Annotated in this window: 17 protein-coding genes; 8 read left to right on the top strand and 9 right to left on the bottom strand. The window is 63.5% G+C overall.

From position 1 onward, the window contains the following. Positions 1-5 precede the first annotated feature (5 nt). From ACGYLX_RS01645 to ACGYLX_RS01610, 8 genes are all read left to right on the top strand, one after another. Positions 6-983 (top strand): type II secretion system F family protein, encoded by a 978-nt coding sequence (locus ACGYLX_RS01645; RefSeq protein WP_394431488.1) that lies wholly within the window; start codon positions 6-8, stop codon positions 981-983. Continuing rightward, positions 983-1,582, top strand: coding sequence for a tetratricopeptide repeat protein (locus tag ACGYLX_RS01640; protein ID WP_394446991.1), 600 nt, complete (start codon positions 983-985; stop codon positions 1,580-1,582). The genes ACGYLX_RS01645 and ACGYLX_RS01640 overlap by 1 nt, the downstream gene beginning before the upstream one ends. 27 nt (positions 1,583-1,609) lie before the next feature. Beyond that, positions 1,610-2,461: a tetratricopeptide repeat protein gene (locus ACGYLX_RS01635; protein WP_394446990.1), complete on the top strand. Its 852-nt coding sequence runs from the start codon at positions 1,610-1,612 to the stop codon at positions 2,459-2,461. Between the two features lie 3 nt (positions 2,462-2,464). Continuing rightward, positions 2,465-2,959, top strand: coding sequence for a prepilin peptidase (locus tag ACGYLX_RS01630; protein WP_394446989.1), 495 nt, complete (start codon positions 2,465-2,467; stop codon positions 2,957-2,959). 122 nt (positions 2,960-3,081) lie between these two features. After that, entirely contained in the window at positions 3,082-4,389 is a 1,308-nt protein-coding gene (locus ACGYLX_RS01625; protein WP_394446988.1) for an ATPase, read from the top strand. Between the two features lie 44 nt (positions 4,390-4,433). Next, on the top strand, positions 4,434-6,887 hold the full coding sequence (locus ACGYLX_RS01620) for a ligase-associated DNA damage response DEXH box helicase (protein WP_394446987.1): 2,454 nt from the start codon (positions 4,434-4,436) through the stop codon (positions 6,885-6,887). Between the two features lie 286 nt (positions 6,888-7,173). Continuing rightward, the gene (gene pdeM / locus ACGYLX_RS01615) at positions 7,174-7,845 is read left to right on the top strand and encodes a ligase-associated DNA damage response endonuclease PdeM (RefSeq protein WP_394446986.1); all 672 of its coding nucleotides are present in this window, start codon (positions 7,174-7,176) and stop codon (positions 7,843-7,845) included. After that, positions 7,845-8,267, top strand: a complete 423-nt coding sequence (locus ACGYLX_RS01610) for a PaaI family thioesterase (protein WP_394446985.1) — start codon at positions 7,845-7,847, stop codon at positions 8,265-8,267. The genes pdeM and ACGYLX_RS01610 overlap by 1 nt, the downstream gene beginning before the upstream one ends. Here ACGYLX_RS01610 and folD read toward each other — a convergent pair. The 9 genes from folD to tolB form a co-directional block, all read right to left on the bottom strand. Then, positions 8,264-9,154, bottom strand: coding sequence for a bifunctional methylenetetrahydrofolate dehydrogenase/methenyltetrahydrofolate cyclohydrolase FolD (folD, locus tag ACGYLX_RS01605; protein ID WP_394446984.1), 891 nt, complete (start codon positions 9,152-9,154; stop codon positions 8,264-8,266). The two genes, ACGYLX_RS01610 and folD, sit on opposite strands and share 4 nt — an antisense overlap. A gap of 74 nt (positions 9,155-9,228) precedes the next feature. Continuing rightward, positions 9,229-10,905 carry a formate--tetrahydrofolate ligase gene (locus ACGYLX_RS01600; RefSeq protein WP_394446983.1) on the bottom strand — a complete coding sequence of 559 codons (1,677 nt, stop codon included), beginning with the start codon at positions 10,903-10,905 and terminating at the stop codon, positions 9,229-9,231. Positions 10,906-11,016: 111 nt separating this feature from the next. Beyond that, positions 11,017-11,601, bottom strand: a complete 585-nt coding sequence (locus tag ACGYLX_RS01595) for an MOSC domain-containing protein (RefSeq protein ID WP_394446982.1) — start codon at positions 11,599-11,601, stop codon at positions 11,017-11,019. Positions 11,602-11,640: 39 nt separating this feature from the next. Then, positions 11,641-12,294 carry a hypothetical protein gene (locus tag ACGYLX_RS01590; protein ID WP_394446981.1) on the bottom strand — a complete coding sequence of 218 codons (654 nt, stop codon included), beginning with the start codon at positions 12,292-12,294 and terminating at the stop codon, positions 11,641-11,643. A 145-nt stretch (positions 12,295-12,439) separates the two neighbouring features. Next, positions 12,440-14,356, bottom strand: a complete 1,917-nt coding sequence (gene ftsH / locus ACGYLX_RS01585) for an ATP-dependent zinc metalloprotease FtsH (RefSeq protein WP_067262909.1) — start codon at positions 14,354-14,356, stop codon at positions 12,440-12,442. Positions 14,357-14,499: 143 nt separating this feature from the next. Next, complete coding sequence (gene tilS / locus ACGYLX_RS01580; RefSeq protein WP_394446980.1) at positions 14,500-15,729, bottom strand: tRNA lysidine(34) synthetase TilS; 1,230 nt, start codon at positions 15,727-15,729, stop codon at positions 14,500-14,502. 6 nt (positions 15,730-15,735) lie between these two features. Further along, positions 15,736-16,596: a tol-pal system protein YbgF gene (ybgF, locus tag ACGYLX_RS01575; RefSeq protein WP_394448071.1), complete on the bottom strand. Its 861-nt coding sequence runs from the start codon at positions 16,594-16,596 to the stop codon at positions 15,736-15,738. A gap of 73 nt (positions 16,597-16,669) precedes the next feature. After that, positions 16,670-17,194: a peptidoglycan-associated lipoprotein Pal gene (gene pal, locus ACGYLX_RS01570; protein WP_067262930.1), complete on the bottom strand. Its 525-nt coding sequence runs from the start codon at positions 17,192-17,194 to the stop codon at positions 16,670-16,672. Between the two features lie 98 nt (positions 17,195-17,292). Next, positions 17,293-18,636, bottom strand: coding sequence for a Tol-Pal system beta propeller repeat protein TolB (tolB, locus tag ACGYLX_RS01565; RefSeq protein ID WP_394410222.1), 1,344 nt, complete (start codon positions 18,634-18,636; stop codon positions 17,293-17,295).

Below are 18,636 nucleotides of genomic sequence, written 5' to 3'. Positions count from 1 at the left end.
CGGTGATGGAATTTTTCAATCAGCTTAACGATCAGATCAACCAAGCCTTGGGGCCGATGGGGCTGATCATCATCATCGGCACTTTGGGCGTCGCCTTGGTGGCGATCACGCTGGTCTTGATGCTGCGCCAGCCCGAAGACCCGCTGACCAAGCTCAAACGCACCAGCTCTGCCCCTACGGGCGACAGTTCGCGTGAGAAGCTGCGCCAATCGGATCAAAACGCGCAGTTGCAGAAATTCGCCAAGTTTCTTGAGCCGGAGGACGTGGCCGAACTCAGCGCCAAACAGTTGATGCTGCGCCAAGCGGGCTACCGCTCGCGCGATGCGGTGCGGCTTTATTACTTTGCCCAATTTGCCCTTGGGATGCTCGGGCTGGTCGGCGGTCTGGTCTATACCAATGTCCTGGGCGGCGGCGAAGGGCTGACCACGCAGCAGACCATGATGTGGGCCATCGGCCCCGGCGCCATCGGGTACTACCTGCCGAAATACTGGGTCCGCCGCCGGGTCGATTCCCGCAAAGAAGAGATCACCCGGGGCTTCCCCGACGCGCTGGATATGATGCTGGTCTGCGTCGAAGCCGGGCAATCGCTGGATCAATGCATCGTCCGCGTCGCGCGCGAGCTGCGCGCCTCCTACCGCGCCCTTTCCGAAGAGTTCGAGATGGTCGCCTATGAGATGAAAGCCGGTAAGGACAAAGTATCGGTGCTCAACGACATGGGTGAGCGTTGCGGCGTGCAGGATGTCTCTTCTTTCGTGACCGTGCTGATCCAATCGGCGGCCTTCGGCACCTCCATCGCCGACGCCCTGCGCGTCTATGCCGCCGAGATGCGCGACAAACGCGTGATGCGGGCCGAGGAAGCGGCAAACAAGTTGCCAACCAAGATGACCCTTGCCACTATGGGCCTCACCGTGCCGCCGCTGCTGATCATTCTGGTCGGCCCCTCGGCACATGGCATCTCGCAACTGGGTCAGATGGGGAATTAATGAAAAAGGAAATTCGGCGCAGCCTTCTCCGCGCCGTTTTCATCGGGCCGATCTTGTCCCTTGCTCTGGCCGCCTGTTCGACAGGCGGCTTTTCCGCGTTGCGCGGGGATCAGACACCCGAAAACCTCTATGCCCCCGGCGTGAACCAACGGGCCGAGGCGGTGGATGGGATCGAAGTGGGCCATAGGCTTATCGCGGCGGGGCAATATGAATTGGCCATCAAATCCTTCAACCGCGCCGCGCTGGAGCATGGGCTGACCGGGGAAATCCTCTCGGCCCTCGGCAGCGCCAACCTCGGGCTCGGGCGTTTGGGACAGGCGGAAACCCTGCTGCGCCGCGCCGTTGAGAAAGACGCTGCCGAGCCGGAAGTCTGGAACAACCTTGGCGTCGTGCTGATGGAAAGCGGCCAGACCGCCGAGGCCGAACAGATTTTCCGCAAAGCCTATGCGCTCGACAATGGCGAAAGTGACGCAATCCGGGACAATCTGCGCTTGGCGCTCGCAAAAACGGAAAAATCTGTTATAACAGAAGTCAATGAGGATAATTACAAATTGGTGCGGCGCGGCAGCGGGGATTACCTGATCCGTCCGACACCATGACCCGGCAGAGCAGTAAGAGGACGCAAAATGCGCCATCCAATCATTCTGGCCGTCTGCATGGCAGGCGTCACCGCCCTTGCAGGCTGCGGTGAAAAAGACGCGAACGCCACCGTTGAACGGGCCTTCAAGGACGTCAACGTGGTGGATGAGACCAACCTCTCCGACGTGATGCTGACAGTGGCCGACCCGAATGAGGCGGTGAGCTATTTCGCGCGTTCGGTCAAGGAAAGCCCCGACCGCATCGACCACCAGCGCGGGCTCGCCACGTCACTGGTCCGCGCCAAACGCACGACCGAGGCCGTGACCGAATGGGACAAGGTCGTCAAAATGGAGGGCGCCACCCCCGAAGACCGCGTGCAACTGGCCGATGCACTGATCCGCTCGGGCAACTGGGCGCGGGCCGAGACGGTGCTCAACGGCATCCCCCCCACCCATGAGACCTTTGCCCGCTACCGACTTGAGGCCATGGTGGCCGACAGCAAGGAACAGTGGGACCGCGCCGACAGCTTTTACGAGATCGCCGTCGGCCTGACCACGACCCCCGCCGCCGTGATGAACAACTGGGGCTACTCAAAGCTGACCCGCGGCGACTATGCCGAGGCCGAGCGTCTTTTTGGCGAGGCGATCCGTCAGGACAACACGCTTTTCACCGCCAAGAACAACCTCATCATGGCCCGCGCCGCGCAGCGCGACTACACCCTGCCCGTGATGCCGATGGAGCAATCTGAGCGCGCCCAGCTTTTGCACACGATGGCCCTCTCGGCGATCAAACGCGGCGATGTGGAGACCGGCAAGGGCCTGCTGCGCGAAGCGATCGACACACATCCTCAGCACTTCGAAGCCGCCGTCCGCTCTCTGCGCGCATTGGAAAACGGCTAATCCATGGCGATCTCTGCCACGGCGGCCCTGTGGTTTCTGCCCTTCGTCCTGCCGATCTGCTTCTATGTCGCCTTCACCGACATGAAGCAGATGCGGATCACCAATCAGGCGGTCTTGGTGCTGACCGCGATCTTCGTGCTGCTGGGGCTGTTTCTGCTGCCCTTTGACACCTACCTCTGGCGCCTGCTGAGCCTTGTCGTGGTTCTGGTGGTCGGCATCGTCCTGAACGCCGCCGGGGTGATGGGGGCCGGTGACGCGAAGTTCGCCGCCGCCGCCGCGCCCTATATCGCATGGGGCGATCTACGCCTCTTAATGATGCTTTTCATGGCCACCCTTCTCGCCGCCGCCGCCACGCACCGCGGGGTGAAATACACCCCCCTGCGCCGCCTCGCCCCCGATTGGCAGAGCTGGCAGGAAACCAAGAAATTCCCCATGGGCCTCGCCCTTGGCGCCACGCTGGGGCTCTATCTGATCTTGGGGGCGCTCTTCGGGGTCTGACCGCCCCGCTGCAAACTCTTTCTCATCGCGCAAAAGCGTCCACATTCACGCCATATTCAAGATTTACCCTCCAGTCTGACCGACAAGCCGCACCGCCGCATGACTTTCCAAGGAAGCCATTGATGAACGCCCCGACCAGCACCGTGCTTGCCCCGCCGCCCCCCAAGCGGTTGGAGGATATGAAACTGCCCATCGTGATGATGCGCGATATCCTTCTGAAAACGATCTTTCGCAAGAACGTCGAGATGGTCAGCGATCTGGCCGAAGCGCTCTGCCTGCCGATCCCGGTCACGCAGGAGATGGTCGACCAAGCCCGCAGCCAGCGCCTGATCGAAGCCACCGGCACGCTCAGCGCCACCAGCGGCAATGAGATGGGCTATCAGTTGACCGATGCGGGCAAGGCGCGCGCATTGGATGCGCTGGCGCAGTCAGAATATTTCGGCGCCATGCCCGTCCCGCTTGAGGTTTATCGCGAGCAGGTCAAACGCCAATCCGTGCGCAATCTGCAAATCACCCGTGACCAGTTGACCGGCGCCATGGGCCATCTGGTGCTGCCCGACAGCCTGCTGGATCACCTCGGCCCCGCCGTCTCTGCCGGGCGGTCGATCCTGATGTACGGCCCGCCGGGCAACGGTAAATCCAGCGTTTCCAATGGCATACGCGACGCGCTTGGTGATCGGGTCTATGTCCCCCGCGCCATCGAATACGCAGGCCAAGTCATCACCGTCTATGACCCAATCGTCCATTCCGCCGCCGAGGCCGAGGTGCAAGACCCAACCTCCCTGCGCCGGATCACGCGCTATGACGCCCGCTATGTCTGCTGCGAACGCCCCACCGTCATCACGGGCGGCGAGTTGACGCTCGACATGCTCGATCTGGTCTACAACCCCACGGCGCGGACCTATCAGGCGCCGCTGCAACTCAAGGCCACGGGCGGCATCTTCATCGTCGACGACCTTGGCCGCCAAAAAGAGCCGCCGCAAAGCATCATCAACCGCTGGATTGTCCCGCTGGAGGAAAGCAAAGACATCCTCGCCCTGCAATCGGGCGAGAAATTCGAGGTGCCCTTCGACACGCTGGTGATCTTCTCTACCAACTTCCACCCGAACGAGATTTTCGACCAAGCCGCCCTGCGGCGTATCTTTTTCAAGATCAAGATCGACGGGCCGGACCAAGAGAACTTCCTCAAGATCTTCGCCATGGTCGCCCGCAAACGCGGCATGCCGTTGGATGAGGCGACGCTGGTTCATCTGCTCAAGGTGAAATACCCCACCATCGACAATGTCTATGCGAATTATCAGCCGAATTTCCTGATCGACCAAATGATCGCGATCTGTGATTTCGAAGGCATCCCCTATCAGATGAACCCCGATCTGGTGGACCGGGCATGGGCCAATATGTTCGTTCGCGATGAGGTGATCGTTAAATAGCCTTCGCCGCTGGCACCGCGCCCTGCCGATACTACATTGGGTGCATGCGCGCCCTACCCCCAAAATTCGCCGATTGGTTCGCCCAGAATGGCTGGTCTTTGCACCCTCACCAGCAAGAGATGCTGGACCGTGCCGAGGCCCACGCCCTGCTGCTCATCGCCCCCACAGGGGGCGGTAAAACGCTGGCCGGTTTCCTGCCAACCCTCGTCGATCTGGCCGAGAATGATCACGAGGGGATGCACACGCTCTACATCTCGCCGCTCAAGGCGCTGGCCGCGGACATCAAACGCAACCTCACCCGCCCGGTCGAGGAGATGCGCCTGCCGATCCGCATTGAGGACCGCACCGGCGACACCTCGCAGTCGCGCCGCCGCCGCCAACGCGCCGACCCGCCGCATATCCTGCTGACCACACCCGAGAGCCTCGCCCTGCTGACCTCCTATGAGGACGCCGGGCGCACCTTTCGGGGCCTCAAACGCGTGGTGATTGACGAGATTCACGCGCTGGCCGAAAGCAAACGCGGCGACCAGCTGATGTTGGCGCTGACCCGGCTGCAAGCGCTGTGCCCGGGTCTGAAACGCGTGGGCCTCTCGGCCACTGTCGAAGACCCCGCCGCGATCGCCCACCTGATGGCTTGCCACCCCGACCCCTGCGAAGTGCTCTTGGCCGATCCCGGCCCCGCCCCCGACATCCAGATGCTGCGCACCGAGGAGGCCCCGCCCTGGGCCGGCGGCGGCGCCGCCTATGCGATCCCCGCGGTGCTGGAGCAGGTGCGCCAACACAAGACGACGCTGATTTTCCACAACACCCGCGCACAGGCCGAGATCTTCTTCCACAAGCTCTGGCTCGCCAATGAGGATGCTCTGCCCATCGCCATCCACCACGGCAGCCTCGACCGCGCGCAGCGCGAAAAGGTCGAGGCGGCGATGGTACGCGGCGATCTGCGCGCGATCGTCTGCACCGGCACGCTTGATCTGGGGATCGACTGGGGCGACGTGGACCTCATCATCCAGATCGGCGCGCCGAAGAACGTGAAACGTCTGGTCCAGCGCATCGGCCGCGCCAACCACCGCTACAACGCCCCCTCCAGAGCGCTCCTGGTCCCCGCCAACCGCTTTGAAGTGGTGGAATGCGTGGCGGCGCTAGAGGCCGTGCTCGAAGGTGCACTCGACGGCGATCCGCGCGGGCAAGGCCCGCGCGACGTGCTCTGCCAGCACATCCTCATCGCTGCCTGCGCCGGCCCCTTCGACGCCGAGGACCTCTTTGCCCAAATCCGCACCGCCGGCGCCTATGCCAACCTCTCGCGCGCCGCCTTCGATGCTTGCCTCGATTTCTGCGCCACGGGGGGCTACGCGCTGCGCGCCTATGACCGCTGGCAAAGGCTGCTGCAACGCCCCGATGGGCAATGGCAACTGCGTGACCCCCGCGCCGCGCAACGTATCCGCATGAACATCGGCACCATTCAGGACACCGACAAGCTCAAGGTCCGCATGAAACGCAACCGCGGCGGCAAACCCCTTGGCGAGATCGAAGAGGGCTTTGCCGCCACGCTAACCAAAGGCGATACCTTCCTGATCGGCGGGCAAATCGTGCGCTACGAAGGGCTGCGCGAAACCGTGGTCGAGGTCAGCCGCAACGCCGCGAAGAAGCCGAAAGTGGCGACCTTCGGCGGTACGAAATTCGCCACCTCCACCCAACTCTCGGCCCGCGTGCAACAAATGTTCACCCAAGACAGCTGGCCCGAACTGCCGCCCCACACCGCCGAATGGCTCAGCCTGCAACGTGAGGTCAGCCAACTGCCGCAGCCCGGCACGTTGCTGGTGGAAAGCTTCCCCCATGACTTTGCCGAACAGACGGTGTTCTACGGCTTTGCCGGACGCAACGGCCAACAAACGCTCGGCCTTCTGCTCACCAAACGCATGGAAGACCTTGGCCTACGCCCCTTAGGCTTCGTCGCGACGGACTATGCCACGCTGATCTGGGGGCTCTCCCCTGTCGACGACCCGGCACCGCTGCTTGATCCGACGGTGCTGCACGAAGGGCTCGACAGTTGGCTCGCGGGCAATGCCGTGATGAAACGCACGTTTCGCGCCGCCGCCACCATCGCCGGGCTGATCGAGCGCAACAGCCCGCAGGCGCGCAAATCCGGACGGCAAACGACCTTCTCCAGCGATATCCTCTACGACACGCTGCAACGCTATGAACCCGACCACCTGATGCTTGACATCACCCGTGAAGAAGCCCTCAGCGGGTTGGTGGATTTCGGCAGAATTGAAGAAATGCTCGGGCGGATCGCCGGGCGGATCACCCATCGCAAGCTCTCCCGCGTGAGCCCCCTGGCCGCGCCGCTGTTTCTCGAAATGGGCCGCGTTCCGGTTGAAGGCGCCGGGCAGGATCGTCTGTTGGCAGAAGAGGCGGAACGCTTGATGGAAGCCTCCGGCCTCGCGCAACTCACCCCGCCGCCGTCGGATCAGCCGCCATGGCGGGATGGTCGTTGAACAGGAGCGTTTCGCGAGCAGAGAGGTTCTGCAAGGTATTTGAAAAAGGATGAAGATGATTAAGGGTTCTTTAATTAAGGTGGCGCATCTTACTCTCGCGGTACAGGCTGAGGAGCCGATGACCGCAAAGGATGAAGGCGCGTCTCCGGTCCGGTGACCACCCGATCGCGGGGCGCGCTTTCTGCAATTCATCCTTTCTTAAATACCTCTGCGCTGACCATTCCATCTGCGCAACCTTCGCGTTTGGCCCCTTGCCAAATCGGTGCCGATCTCAGATGAACAAAGGATGAACGGACTTGAGTTTTCATTCGCCGGGGCCGGGCTGACTGCGCTTGGTTCTGGCGCGCTTTGGTGGCGCGAAAGAGATTTGCTTTGTGTGAGCGACCTTCACTTGGGCAAGTCGGAACGGATCGCGCGGCGCGGCGGGTCGGCGCTGCCGCCTTATGAGACGCGCGATACGTTGAACCGGTTGGCGGCGGACCTGTCTTTCACGCAGGCGCAGCATGTGATCTGCCTCGGCGATAGTTTTGATGACCTCGACGCGGCGCAGGCGCTGCCAGAGGAAGAGCGGCTTTGGATTCTTGGCCTGCAGGCCGGGCGGCAATGGGATTGGATCGAAGGCAATCATGATCCGGGCCCGGTTGGGTTGGGTGGTACCCATTTGGGTGAGCTGGCGCTCGGCCCGCTGACCTTTCGGCATATCGCGGCGGAGGGTGCCTGCGGTGAGGTGTCAGGGCATTATCACCCCAAGGCATCGATCCGCGCGCGGGGCCGCAGCATCTCGCGTCCGGCGTTTTTGTTTGACAGCAAGCGGCTGATCCTGCCTGCATATGGCACCTATACCGGCGGGCTGCGCAGCCAGTCGCGGGTGCTTTGTGATTTGATGGGGCCGGAGGCCTGTGCGGTGCTGACGGGGCCTCACCCTGTGGCGATCCCCATGCCCGGAAAGAAGCGATGATGGACGATCAGATTGAACGCCGAGTGCGGGAAAGTTTTGCCCAGCAGACCATGATGCAGACCTTGGGGGCCGAGATCATCGAAGTGCAGTCGGGTCTGGTCAGGGTTGCCGCGCCGGTCCTGCCGGGCGCGATGCAGCAGCAGGGTTTTGGCCATGCGGGGCTGACCTTTTCCATCGGCGATTCCGCGGCGGGCTATGCGGCCTTGAGCATGTTGCCGCCGGAGGTGGACGTCGTGACCTCGGAGATCAAGATCAACCTTTTGGCCCCCGCCCGGGGAGACCGGCTGGTTGCCACGGGCCGGGTGGTCAAACCGGGCCGGCGGCTTTGTGTGGTCACGGCAGAGGTGCATGCGGAAACGGATGGCGCGGCCAAGCTCATCGCCATCCTGCAGGGCACCATCGTGCCGGTGCCAGGCGCTTAGGCGGTCAGCCCTTCGGGCTCTGCCAACCCATTGGCGCGGCAGCAGGCGGTGACCGTATTGGCCAGCAGGCAGGCGATCGTCATCGGCCCGACCCCGCCGGGCACCGGGGTAATGGCCCCGGCGCGCTGGCTGGCGCTGTCGAAGTCCACGTCGCCAACCAGTTTGGTTTTCCCGCCGGTCTCGATCCGGTTGATGCCCACGTCGATCACCGTGGCGCCCTCTTTGATCCAATCGCCGGGCACCATTTCGGGGCGGCCAACAGCGGCGACCACGATATCGGCGCGGCGCACCACTTCGGGCAGATCGCGGGTGCGGCTGTGCGCGATGGTCACGGTGCAGCTATCGCCCAAGAGCAGTTGCGCCATCGGTTTGCCGACGATGTTGGAACGGCCAATGACCACCGCGTTCATACCCGTCAGATCGCCGTGATGGTCCCGCAGCATCATCAGGCAGCCCAGCGGGGTGCAGGGCACCATGCTTTTCTGCCCCGTGCCCAGCAGCCCGACATTGGAGATGTGGAAACCGTCCACGTCCTTGGCGGGCGAGACGGCATTGACCACACGGCTTTCGTCCAGATGATCCGGCAGCGGCAGTTGCACGAGGATGCCGTGTATCTCGGGGTCGTTGTTCAACGCGTCGATCAGCTTGAGCAGGTCGTCCTGATCGACGGTCGCGGGCAGCTTGTGTTCGACCGACTTCATGCCGACCTCGCGAGTCATTTTGCCCTTGGAGCGGACATAGACTTGGCTTGCCGGGTCTTCGCCCACCAGCACCACGGCGAGGCCGGGAGTGACGCCGTGATCCGTCTTCAGCCGGTCGACATGACCCGCGACCTTCTCACGCACCGTTGCTGCAAAGGCTCTGCCATCGATGATTGTCGCTGCCATATCCGTCTCACTTTCGCTCGCTGCAGGTTGAACATGCTCTACATCACCGCGACGGCGGGTCATTGCAACCCGCCTTAGAACAATCCCTCCACATCGCCATCGGCGTTGAGCTTGATTGCCTCGGCAGATGGCACCCGCGGCAGGCCCGGCATGGTCATGATCTCACCGCAGATGACGACAACGAAGCCCGCCCCTGCCGAAAGGCGCACCTCGCGGATGGGTACGCTGAAACCGGTGGGCGCGCCGCGCAGGTCGGGATCGGTTGAGAAACTATACTGGGTCTTGGCCATGCAGACCGGCAGATCGCCATAGCCCTGCGCCTCCCAATCCTTCAACTGGTTGCGCACCTTTTGGTCGGCCAGCACTTCATCGGCACGGTAGACACGTTTGGCGATGGTCTCGATCTTTTCGAACAGCGGCATCTCGTCGGCATAGAGCGGGGCGAAATTCGCGTGATCGCCATCGGCGATCTCTGCCACGCGGGTGGCCAGGTCGGCGGAGCCTTCCGAGCCCAGCTCCCAGTGGCGCGACAGGATCGCCTCGGCCCCTTGGGCTGCGACATAGTCTTTCACAGCCGCCACTTCGGCGTCGGTATCGGTGACGAAATGGTTGATCGCCACCACCACGGGCACGCCAAAGGATTTCACGTTTTCGATGTGGCGGCCAAGGTTAGCACAACCCTGTTGCACGGCCTCGACATTCTCGGTCCCTAGGTCGGCTTTCGCGACGCCGCCGTTCATCTTCATCGCGCGCACCGTGGCGACGACGACCACCACAGAAGGCGCCAGCCCCGCCTTGCGGCATTTGATGTTCATGAATTTCTCGGCCCCGAGATCGGCGCCAAAGCCTGCCTCTGTCACCACATAATCCGCCAGTTTCAACGCCGTGGTCGTGGCGATGACCGAGTTGCAGCCGTGGGCGATATTGGCGAAGGGCCCGCCGTGGACGAAGGCGGGGTTGTTCTCAAGCGTCTGCACGAGGTTCGGCTGCATCGCGTCTTTCAAAAGCACCGTCATCGCCCCATCCGCCTTGATGTCGCGGGCGTAGACCGGGCTGCGGTCGCGGCGGTAGGCGACGATCATCGCGCCAAGGCGCTCTTGCAGATCGGTGAGGTTCTTGGCCAGACAGAGGATCGCCATCACCTCGGAGGCTACGGTGATGTCAAAGCCCGTCTCGCGCGGGAAACCGTTGGGCACACCGCCCAAGGAGGCGGTGATCTGACGCAGGGCGCGGTCGTTCATGTCGACCACCCGGCGCCATGTGACGCGGCGGGTGTCGATCTCCAACTCGTTGCCCCAATAGATGTGATTGTCGATCATCGCCGCCAACAGGTTGTGGGCGCTGGTGATGGCGTGGAAATCGCCGGTGAAATGCAGGTTCATCTCTTCCATCGGCACCACTTGGGCATAGCCGCCGCCCGCGGCCCCGCCCTTCATCCCGAAGTTCGGCCCCAGCGAGGCTTCGCGGATGCAGACCGCCGCCTTTTTGCCGATCCGGTTCAGCCCGTCGCCGAGCCCGACGGTGGTGGTGGTCTTGCCCTCCCCCGCCGGGGTTGGGTTGATCGCGGTGACGAGGATCAGCTTGCCGTTCGCGCGGTCCTGCACAGAGTCGATAAAGGATTGGCTCACCTTCGCCTTGTCATGGCCATAGGGCAGCAGATCGTCGCTTGAGATGCCCAGCTTCGCGCCGATCTCCTGAATAGGGCGTTTCGCCGCTTCGCGGGCGATTTGAATGTCGGTTTTAAAAGCCATGAGAATCCCCTGTTGCCGTTGGTGGCGATCTTTATTCTTTAGCCATAGCGCGACAAGCCCCCGACGGGGGGCCGTGTTTCCGACACTCAAAGTTCGCGAAACGGCGCGCGCTTAGCCCAGATGCGGCCAGACCGGCTGGTTCGGCACGAAAAGCCGTAGTTCGTCCCCGTTGCTCAACGGCCCCTCCCGCTCGACCCATGCGGTCACGCCGCGTTTGCCTTGGGCGGCGGCTTTAAAGGTTTTGCCATGGCCGGGGGCCTCCACCTCAATCTCGCGGGCAGGCAGGTTGCAGGGGCCGTTTTCGATGTCCACGACCAAGGTGGTGCCATGCTCGTTTTGCAGCCGCGACCCCGGCGGGACAAGGGTGAAATCCGGGATCCCTTCAAGGATGATCGAAGCGCCCAGCAGGGTCGGGTCGAGCGTGGGCAGGTCGATGGCGGCGGCGATCTCGGCCATCTCTTCGGCGGAGAGGATGGAGAGTTGGCGCGTGTTGCGTATCTCCGTCCCCTTGGCATGCAGGTTGCGCACGCGCACGCAGGCGGGGCGGGTCAGCCCTGCGTGAAAATCACCTTTGATGCCCGCATAGGTCGCAAAGGCGTGCTCCACCCCGATCGCGCGGATGTTTTCGCGGTCCTGAGGGACCATGCCCAGCCAAGTGATCCGGGCGGTATGGTCTGTCTTGCGCAGTTCGGGCATGGGGCGTCCTTTGGCGTGGTTTGCTATGGCATCCTATGCCTATTGCCGGATCAGATGCACCTTGAAACCGCCCCCGCTTAGTGAGGCTTTGGCAAGGGTGCCCGCCGTATAGACAAGCCCCATCCCGAAAGATTTGAGATAAAAGGGAGAGACATAGCCCGGCCCCATGACGACGCGGTAGGACATATCGCAGACCACCGAAGCCCCCTGCTCTCGGCTGCTCTGCGTCGCGATCTGCACCACGCGGCGGCCATCGTAGAGCGACAGCGGCGCGGGGCAGCTTTTGCCGGTGGCTAGCGCTGCGAAAAGCTCCGGCGGAAACAGGACACCGGGCGGCACCGCCTTGGCATCCGACATTTTCGTCATTTCCGATGACGGCGTGATCTTGACCGAGGTGACCTGCCGCCCCGCCCGTTCAATCGCGATATCGCGCGTCTCGCTCCCCCGGTTTGAACCGAGATAGCTGACCGCGTTCCCTTTCGCCTTGGAAACCGCGTTGAAACTGCCGTCCTTGATGCCGAATGGTGCGTTGTCGAGCGACAGCAAGAAAGCGGCGTTCCGGCTTTGGCCGTTGAACTGCAAAGTCCCCAACTGCCGCCCGCCCAAGGCCACGGCGTAGGTTTGCGGATCGGCCAAAGCGCGTCCGGCGTTGACGGCCATAAGAAGGGCAAGGGCAGAAAGGATGCGTCGCATGGGACCCCGGCTTGTCGAGAATTCCGCCTCTATGTAACGCGACGGCGGCTGCGACGCGATAGTGGAATTCCCGCCCCTCAACGAATGGCTCCCCAAAACGAAAAGACCCCGCCGAAGCGGGGTCTTTCAAATGTCGTAGGTCCGATCAGACCGAAGGTTCAGGTTCCATCCCGCCATCCTTCGGCGGGGTCTTCTTGCCCTTCGCCTTGGGGATCGCGGTGACGCTCGGCGCGCTGCCGGTGTCGGAGTTGTCGTCGTCGGAATCCTCTGCTGGCGGCAGGCCGTCCATGACGCGTTTGATCTCATCGCCGGTCAGGGTCTCATACTCCAGCAGACCTTGGGCCAGACGCTCGAACTCCACCTCTTTCTCGGTGATGATCTTCATCGCGCGATCATAGCCGTCTTGGATGAACTGCTGCACCTCTTTCTCGACCAACTCCTTGGTATTGGCTGAGACGGAGAAGCCCGCAGTGTTGCCCTGATAGCCCTGTGCGGCTTCGGAATAGTCGATGTTACCGACCTTATCCGACATGCCCCATTGCAGCACCATCGCACGCGCCAGCGCAGACGCTTGCTGGATGTCGCCCGCCGGACCGTTGGAGACCGAATCCGGCCCGTATTTGTGGATTTCCGCCGCCTTGCCCGCCATGGCCATGGCCAGACGCTGGTGGCATTCGTCCTTGAACATGTTCAGCCGGTCGATCTCAGGCAGGCTCATCACCATGCCGAGCGCGCCGCCGCGCGGGATGATCGTGGCCTTGTAGACCGGGTCGCATTTGGGCAGCGTCATGCCCACCAGCGCGTGACCGGCCTCGTGATAGGCGGTCATTTCCTTCTGCTCTGCGGTCATCACCATCGACCGGCGCTCGGGGCCCATCATCACCTTGTCCTTGGCCTGTTCGAAGTCGACCATGGTAACGAAACGGCGGCCGACGCGGGCGGCCATCAGCGCGGCCTCGTTCACGAGGTTCGCCAGATCCGCACCCGAGAAGCCCGGCGTGCCGCGCGCGATGATGCGCAGGTCGACGTCCGGCCCCAGCGGGGTCTTGCGGGCGTGCACCGAAAGGATCTTCTCGCGGCCCTTGATGTCGGGGTTCGGCACGGTAACCTGACGGTCGAAACGGCCCGGACGCAGCAGCGCGGGGTCGAGCACGTCGCGACGGTTGGTCGCCGCGAGGATGATGACACCCTCGTTGCTCTCGAAACCGTCCATCTCGACCAGAAGCTGGTTCAGGGTCTGCTCACGCTCGTCATTGCCACCGCCATAGCCTGCGCCACGGTGGCGACCGACGGCGTCGATCTCGTCGATGAAGACGATACAGGGGGCGTTCTTTTTGGCCTGTTCGAACATGTCGCGCACGCGGCTGGCACCGACACCCACGAACATCTCGACGAAGTCGGAGCCCGAAATAGTGAAGAAGGGCACACCCGCTTCACCCGCAATCGCACGGGCCAGCAGCGTCTTACCGGTGCCCGGAGGGCCCACCAGCAGCGCGCCTTTCGGGATCTTGCCGCCGAGGCGCGAAAACTTCTGCGGGTTGCGCAGGAATTCGACGATCTCTTCCAGCTCTTCCTTGGCCTCGTCGATGCCCGCCACGTCGTCAAAGGTCACCCGGCCATGCTTTTCGGTCAGCATCTTGGCCTTGGATTTGCCAAAGCCCATGGCCCCGCCTTTGCCGCCGCCCTGCATGCGGTTCATAAAGTAAATCCACACGCCGATCAGCAGCGCGATGGGCAAGAGCGACATCAAGAAGGTCTGGAAACCAGACTGTTGCTGGGGGCGCGCTTTGACGGGGATGTCGTTGTCGATCAGAAGCTGGGTCAGCTCGGCATCGCCGGGTTTGATCGTCAGGTAGTCGGCACCATCCGCTTGGCGGAATCGCACCTGCTCACCATCCAATGTCACATTTCGGACATCACCATCCTGTACGGAGGTGACGAATTCGGAATAGCTGACTTCGTTGTTTTGCAGCGACCCGCTGGACCCGCTGAACAGGTTGAACAGCGCCAGCACAAGCAACATCAGGACAACCCAGAAGGCGAGGTTACGAACATTTCCCAAGGGAATTCTCCTAAATTCACATGGCCGCGGGCAAGTCCCGCAACCCAAGGGGCGCCCGTTCGGGCAACCACCATACTAAGATAGACATGATGCGCTCATGTTCAATGCGATAATGGCGCGGTTTTGTTCCATTCCGCGCCGCTTTAGCGCCGGACATGCCATTTCTGGTCCAGCCCGGCAAGGGGCGCGGCAAGCAGCCGCGGGCCCTGCCAGATGGCCGGGGTCGACAGCAAGGCGGCACGGGGTCGCCCAAGGCTGCGCCAATCGGGCCATTGGGCCAGCCCCTCGGGGCCAAGCGCGCGCAGTTCGGCCTCGGGCGGCAGCCCTTCGGGGGGAATCGCACGCCAACGCCCGTCCCAAAGCTGATCCGCAGGCACGCACAGATCGCGCACCGCGTTATACTCGCGAAAGACCCAGATTTCACCGCGCCGAAGCAGCGCTTGACAGCCCGCCAGCGTGGCCGCCTGCCCTTCCGCTAGCCCCGCGATCAGGGCGGCCACGGGGCCGCGGCGCGGGGAGTATGCGCCGCCGTTGATCTGCCCAATTGCCCGGAGCATCAGGCGGCGGCGGATCTCTTCCGGCTCGGCGAAAAAGGCATCGGCCTGCATCACCTGCGCGCCCGCCTCCATACGCAGAATATCGCCCGCGGCGCGGTCGGTTTGGACGTCCAATGCCGCCCGTGCGGTGGCCATGTTGCGCGCGACCTCGGCCAAAGTCTCTACATCGATGCCAAGCGGCGCGAGGGCATCAAGGCTTTGGCGGGTTCTGATCCGGGCATAGCGCGGGTCATCGTTACTGGGGTCTTCGACCCAGTGCAGCCCCGCCCGCCGCAGATGATCGCGCAGGGCCGCGCGCCGGGCGAAAAGCAGCGGGCGCAGCCATGTGACACCGAGCCTATCGCTGCGCGGCGCCATCGCCGCAAGCCCATCGACCCCCGACCGGCGCGCCAAGCGCATCAGCACCGTCTCGGCCTGATCGTCCGCCGTATGGCCAAGGGCCACGACGGGAAGCCCGCGCCGCGCGGCCCAATCGGCCATCAGGCGATAACGCGCCTCCCGCGCGGCGTTTTGGAGATTGCCCTGCCCGTCCCAATCGCGCCAGTGCAGGGTTTCATGGGCCAACCCCAGTCGGGCGGCATGGCGCGCGACCATGGCGGCCTCTTCCGCCGCTTCTGGGCGCAGCCCATGGTCGACGGTCACGGTCTCAAGATGGCTGCCCGTCGCTGTCGCCAGCTCATGCAGAAGCGACAGCAGCGCCATGGAATCGCCCCCGCCCGAGATGGCCACGCCAAGGCGGGGCGGCAGCGCGCCGCCCAAGCCAGAAAGCAACCCCTCGGCCAGCGCTGCATCAGCCGTTGCGGCGGGTGCAGTCATCTGCGGTCAGGAACAACCCAGCGTCTGGCGCTGCGCCTCGGCTTGGCTGACCTGCGGGGCGTTCGGGAAGCGCACGGCGACTTCCGAGAGGGTCACGCAGGCCTCTTGGGTCTGCTCCAACACGCCAAGGGCGCGGCCCAGCTCGAAGAGCGACCGCGGGGCCACCGGCCCTTCGGGATCGGTGCTGAAGGCCGCGAGATAGGCGCGCGCTGCTTCGCGGTTGTCGCCCAGACCGGTCAGGGCTTCGCCCCGGCGCATCTCGGCCTCGGCGGCTAGCGGACCGCCGGGGTAGGTCGTATTGAAGGACGCAAAGAGATCGGCGGCGCTGCGAAAGTCACCCGATGCGAGCGCCTCCTGCGCCCGCTCGAAATCGGCCTTCTCGCTGACCGCCAGCTCTGCTTCGTTGATCGGGGTGATGATGCCGCCGGAAGCGCCCGCTTCGCCGTTTCCGGGGGTCACTTCGACCACCTCGCGGCCCGCTTCGGGGGCGGGGGCCGCCACGGCGGGCGCCTCCCCTCCACCGAGGGTCGAAGTCTCACCCAAAGCGCCCAGATCGCCGCCTTCAAGCTCAACCAGACGGTATTCCAGATCGCCGATCCGGTTGGTGCCATCGGCGACGATCCGGTTGATGCGGTTCTCCATCTCCTCGGTTTTGGAGGTGAGGCGCTGCAACTCGCTCTCCATGGTGCTGACCCGCTCCAACACCGAATTGCCGCCGGTCTCGACCGAGGCGCCGCCGGTGGTCGACAATTCGCGGCGCAGCTTTTGCACCTCGACGTTGAGCACGGTCAGTTGCTGGCGAATGTCCGCCAGCGTCTGATCGTTGTCCTGCGCCATAAGCGCGGCGGGGGCGGTCATCAGCCCCATCACGGCCACGAAGATATATCGCTTCAGCACATCGGCCTCCTTGGATTGTTCATTGCTTGGGCTGTTGCCGCGGTCAGCTGGTCAACGCGCCGCCAGCCAGCACGGTCACCGCGCGGCGGTTCTTGGCATAGCAAGCCTCGGCCGAGCAAATCTCAATCGGGCGTTCCTTGCCGTAGCTGATGGTCTTGAGCCGCGAGGCAGCGATCCCGCGCGAGATCATATATTCGCGCACCGCGTTGGCGCGGCGACCGCCAAGGGCGATGTTGTATTCCCGTGTGCCCTGCTCATCGGCATGGCCTTCGATCACGGCTTGGTAGTCGGAATTGGCCTGAAGCCATGCGACCTGCCCGTCAAGCGTGGCGCGGCCTTCGTCGGTCAGGGTGGATTGGTCCACAAGGAACAGCACCCGGTCGCCCACGGCCTGCTGGAAATAGGCGGTGGAGGTCGGGTCATTCGCGCTGCCCGGCACCACGCCGGCGTTGACCCCGGCCCCTGCATTTGCCCCGCCCATGCCATCGGCACCAAAGCGGTCAGGGTTGGTACAGGCCGACACGGCCAATGCGGAAATCAAAAGCGTGCTGGTCAGAATGCGTTTCATGGGGTCTGCCTTCTATGTGGTGGCGTTATCGTTGCTGGTATTAACACAGGCGCAGGATCATTGGAATTGCCCGCACCCGTGTGTGGCATGTGGAAACCTTAGTCTTGCAGCGGTGACCACGAGGGGTCAGAGCCGCCTTCGGGCGTGCGCACAGGCTTGAGGTTGCGCCCCGAAATATCGACGGAATAGAGCGAGGAGGACCCGCCCGCCCCTTGGGTTTCGCGCGCGAACATGATCACCCGCCCATTGGGGGCCCAAGTCGGACCCTCATCGAGGAAGGAAGCGGTCAGCAGACGCTCTTCCGAGCCATCCAGCCGCATGACACCAATGTGGAAGCGGCCCTTGTTCTGCTTGGTAAAGGCCACCAAATCCCCGCGCGGCGACCAGACGGGCGTGCCGTAACGCCCCTCGCCAAAGGAAATCCGCGTCGCCTCGCCCCCGGTGGCGGGCATGACGTAAAGCTGCGGGCTGCCGGAACGGTCACTCTCAAAGACGATCTGGCTGCCATCGGGCGAGAAGCTCGGCGCCGTCTCAATCGCAGGCGTGTTCGTCAGGCGCACCGACTGGCCGCTGTTGATGTCCATCGAATAGATATCCGTGTTGCCGCCTTGGCTCAGCGAATAGACGACCGTCTGACCGCTGGGCGAGAACCGCGGCGCGAAAGCCATGGAGCCTTCGGCGCTTTGCAGCGCGCGGCGTTGGACGGTGCCGATATCCAAGACATAGATGCGCGGGAAGCCGCTTTCATAGCTGGTGTAGAGCACACGGTCCCCGCTGGGCGAAAAACGCGGCGCCAGCACGATGGAGCCGGATTCGGTGAGGTATTTCAGGTTCGCCCCGTCATAGTCCATCACGGCCAGACGTTTCTGGCGATTGTCCTTCGGCCCGGTCTCAGAGACGAACACCACCCGGCTGTCGAAATAGCCGCCCTCGCCGGTGATCCGGCTGTAAACCGCATCGGCCACCTTATGCGCCATGCGGCGCCAGCCGTCGACGGTGCCGCTGAATTGCAAACCGCCCTGCCCGCTGGCATCCAGCAACTCCTCACCCGAGAAGACGTCATAGACGCGGAACTTCACATTCACGCTGTTGCCGGTGACATTGACCGCCCCGGTGATCAGCGCCTGCGCGTTGATCGCCTTCCAATCGGCATATTCCACCGGCGCGTTGAAGTCGCTCACGGTAGAAATATAGGCGCTGGCCGGAATCTCGCGGAAGAGGCCGGTGCCGGTCAGGTCGTCCGAAACGACGCGGGCGATGTCGACGGCCAATTGCCCCGCCTCACCGCTTTCGGGCTGAAAGCTGGGCACGGCGAAGGGCAAAGGCTCGATGGTCGGATCGTCGATCACGATGCGCAACGGTTCGGCGCGCGCGGTGTCCGGGGCCGCCGCGAAGACGGTCGCGGCCCCCAGTGCCAGAAGTCCCAGAAGTCTCGTCAGCAT

This window comes from Sulfitobacter sp. 1A13496 (assembly GCF_043557225.1).
GTDB classification, from domain to species: Bacteria; Pseudomonadota; Alphaproteobacteria; order Rhodobacterales; family Rhodobacteraceae; genus Sulfitobacter; species Sulfitobacter faviae.
Note: the sequence above shows the minus strand (reverse complement) of the source record. Positions and strands in the feature narration are given on the sequence as shown.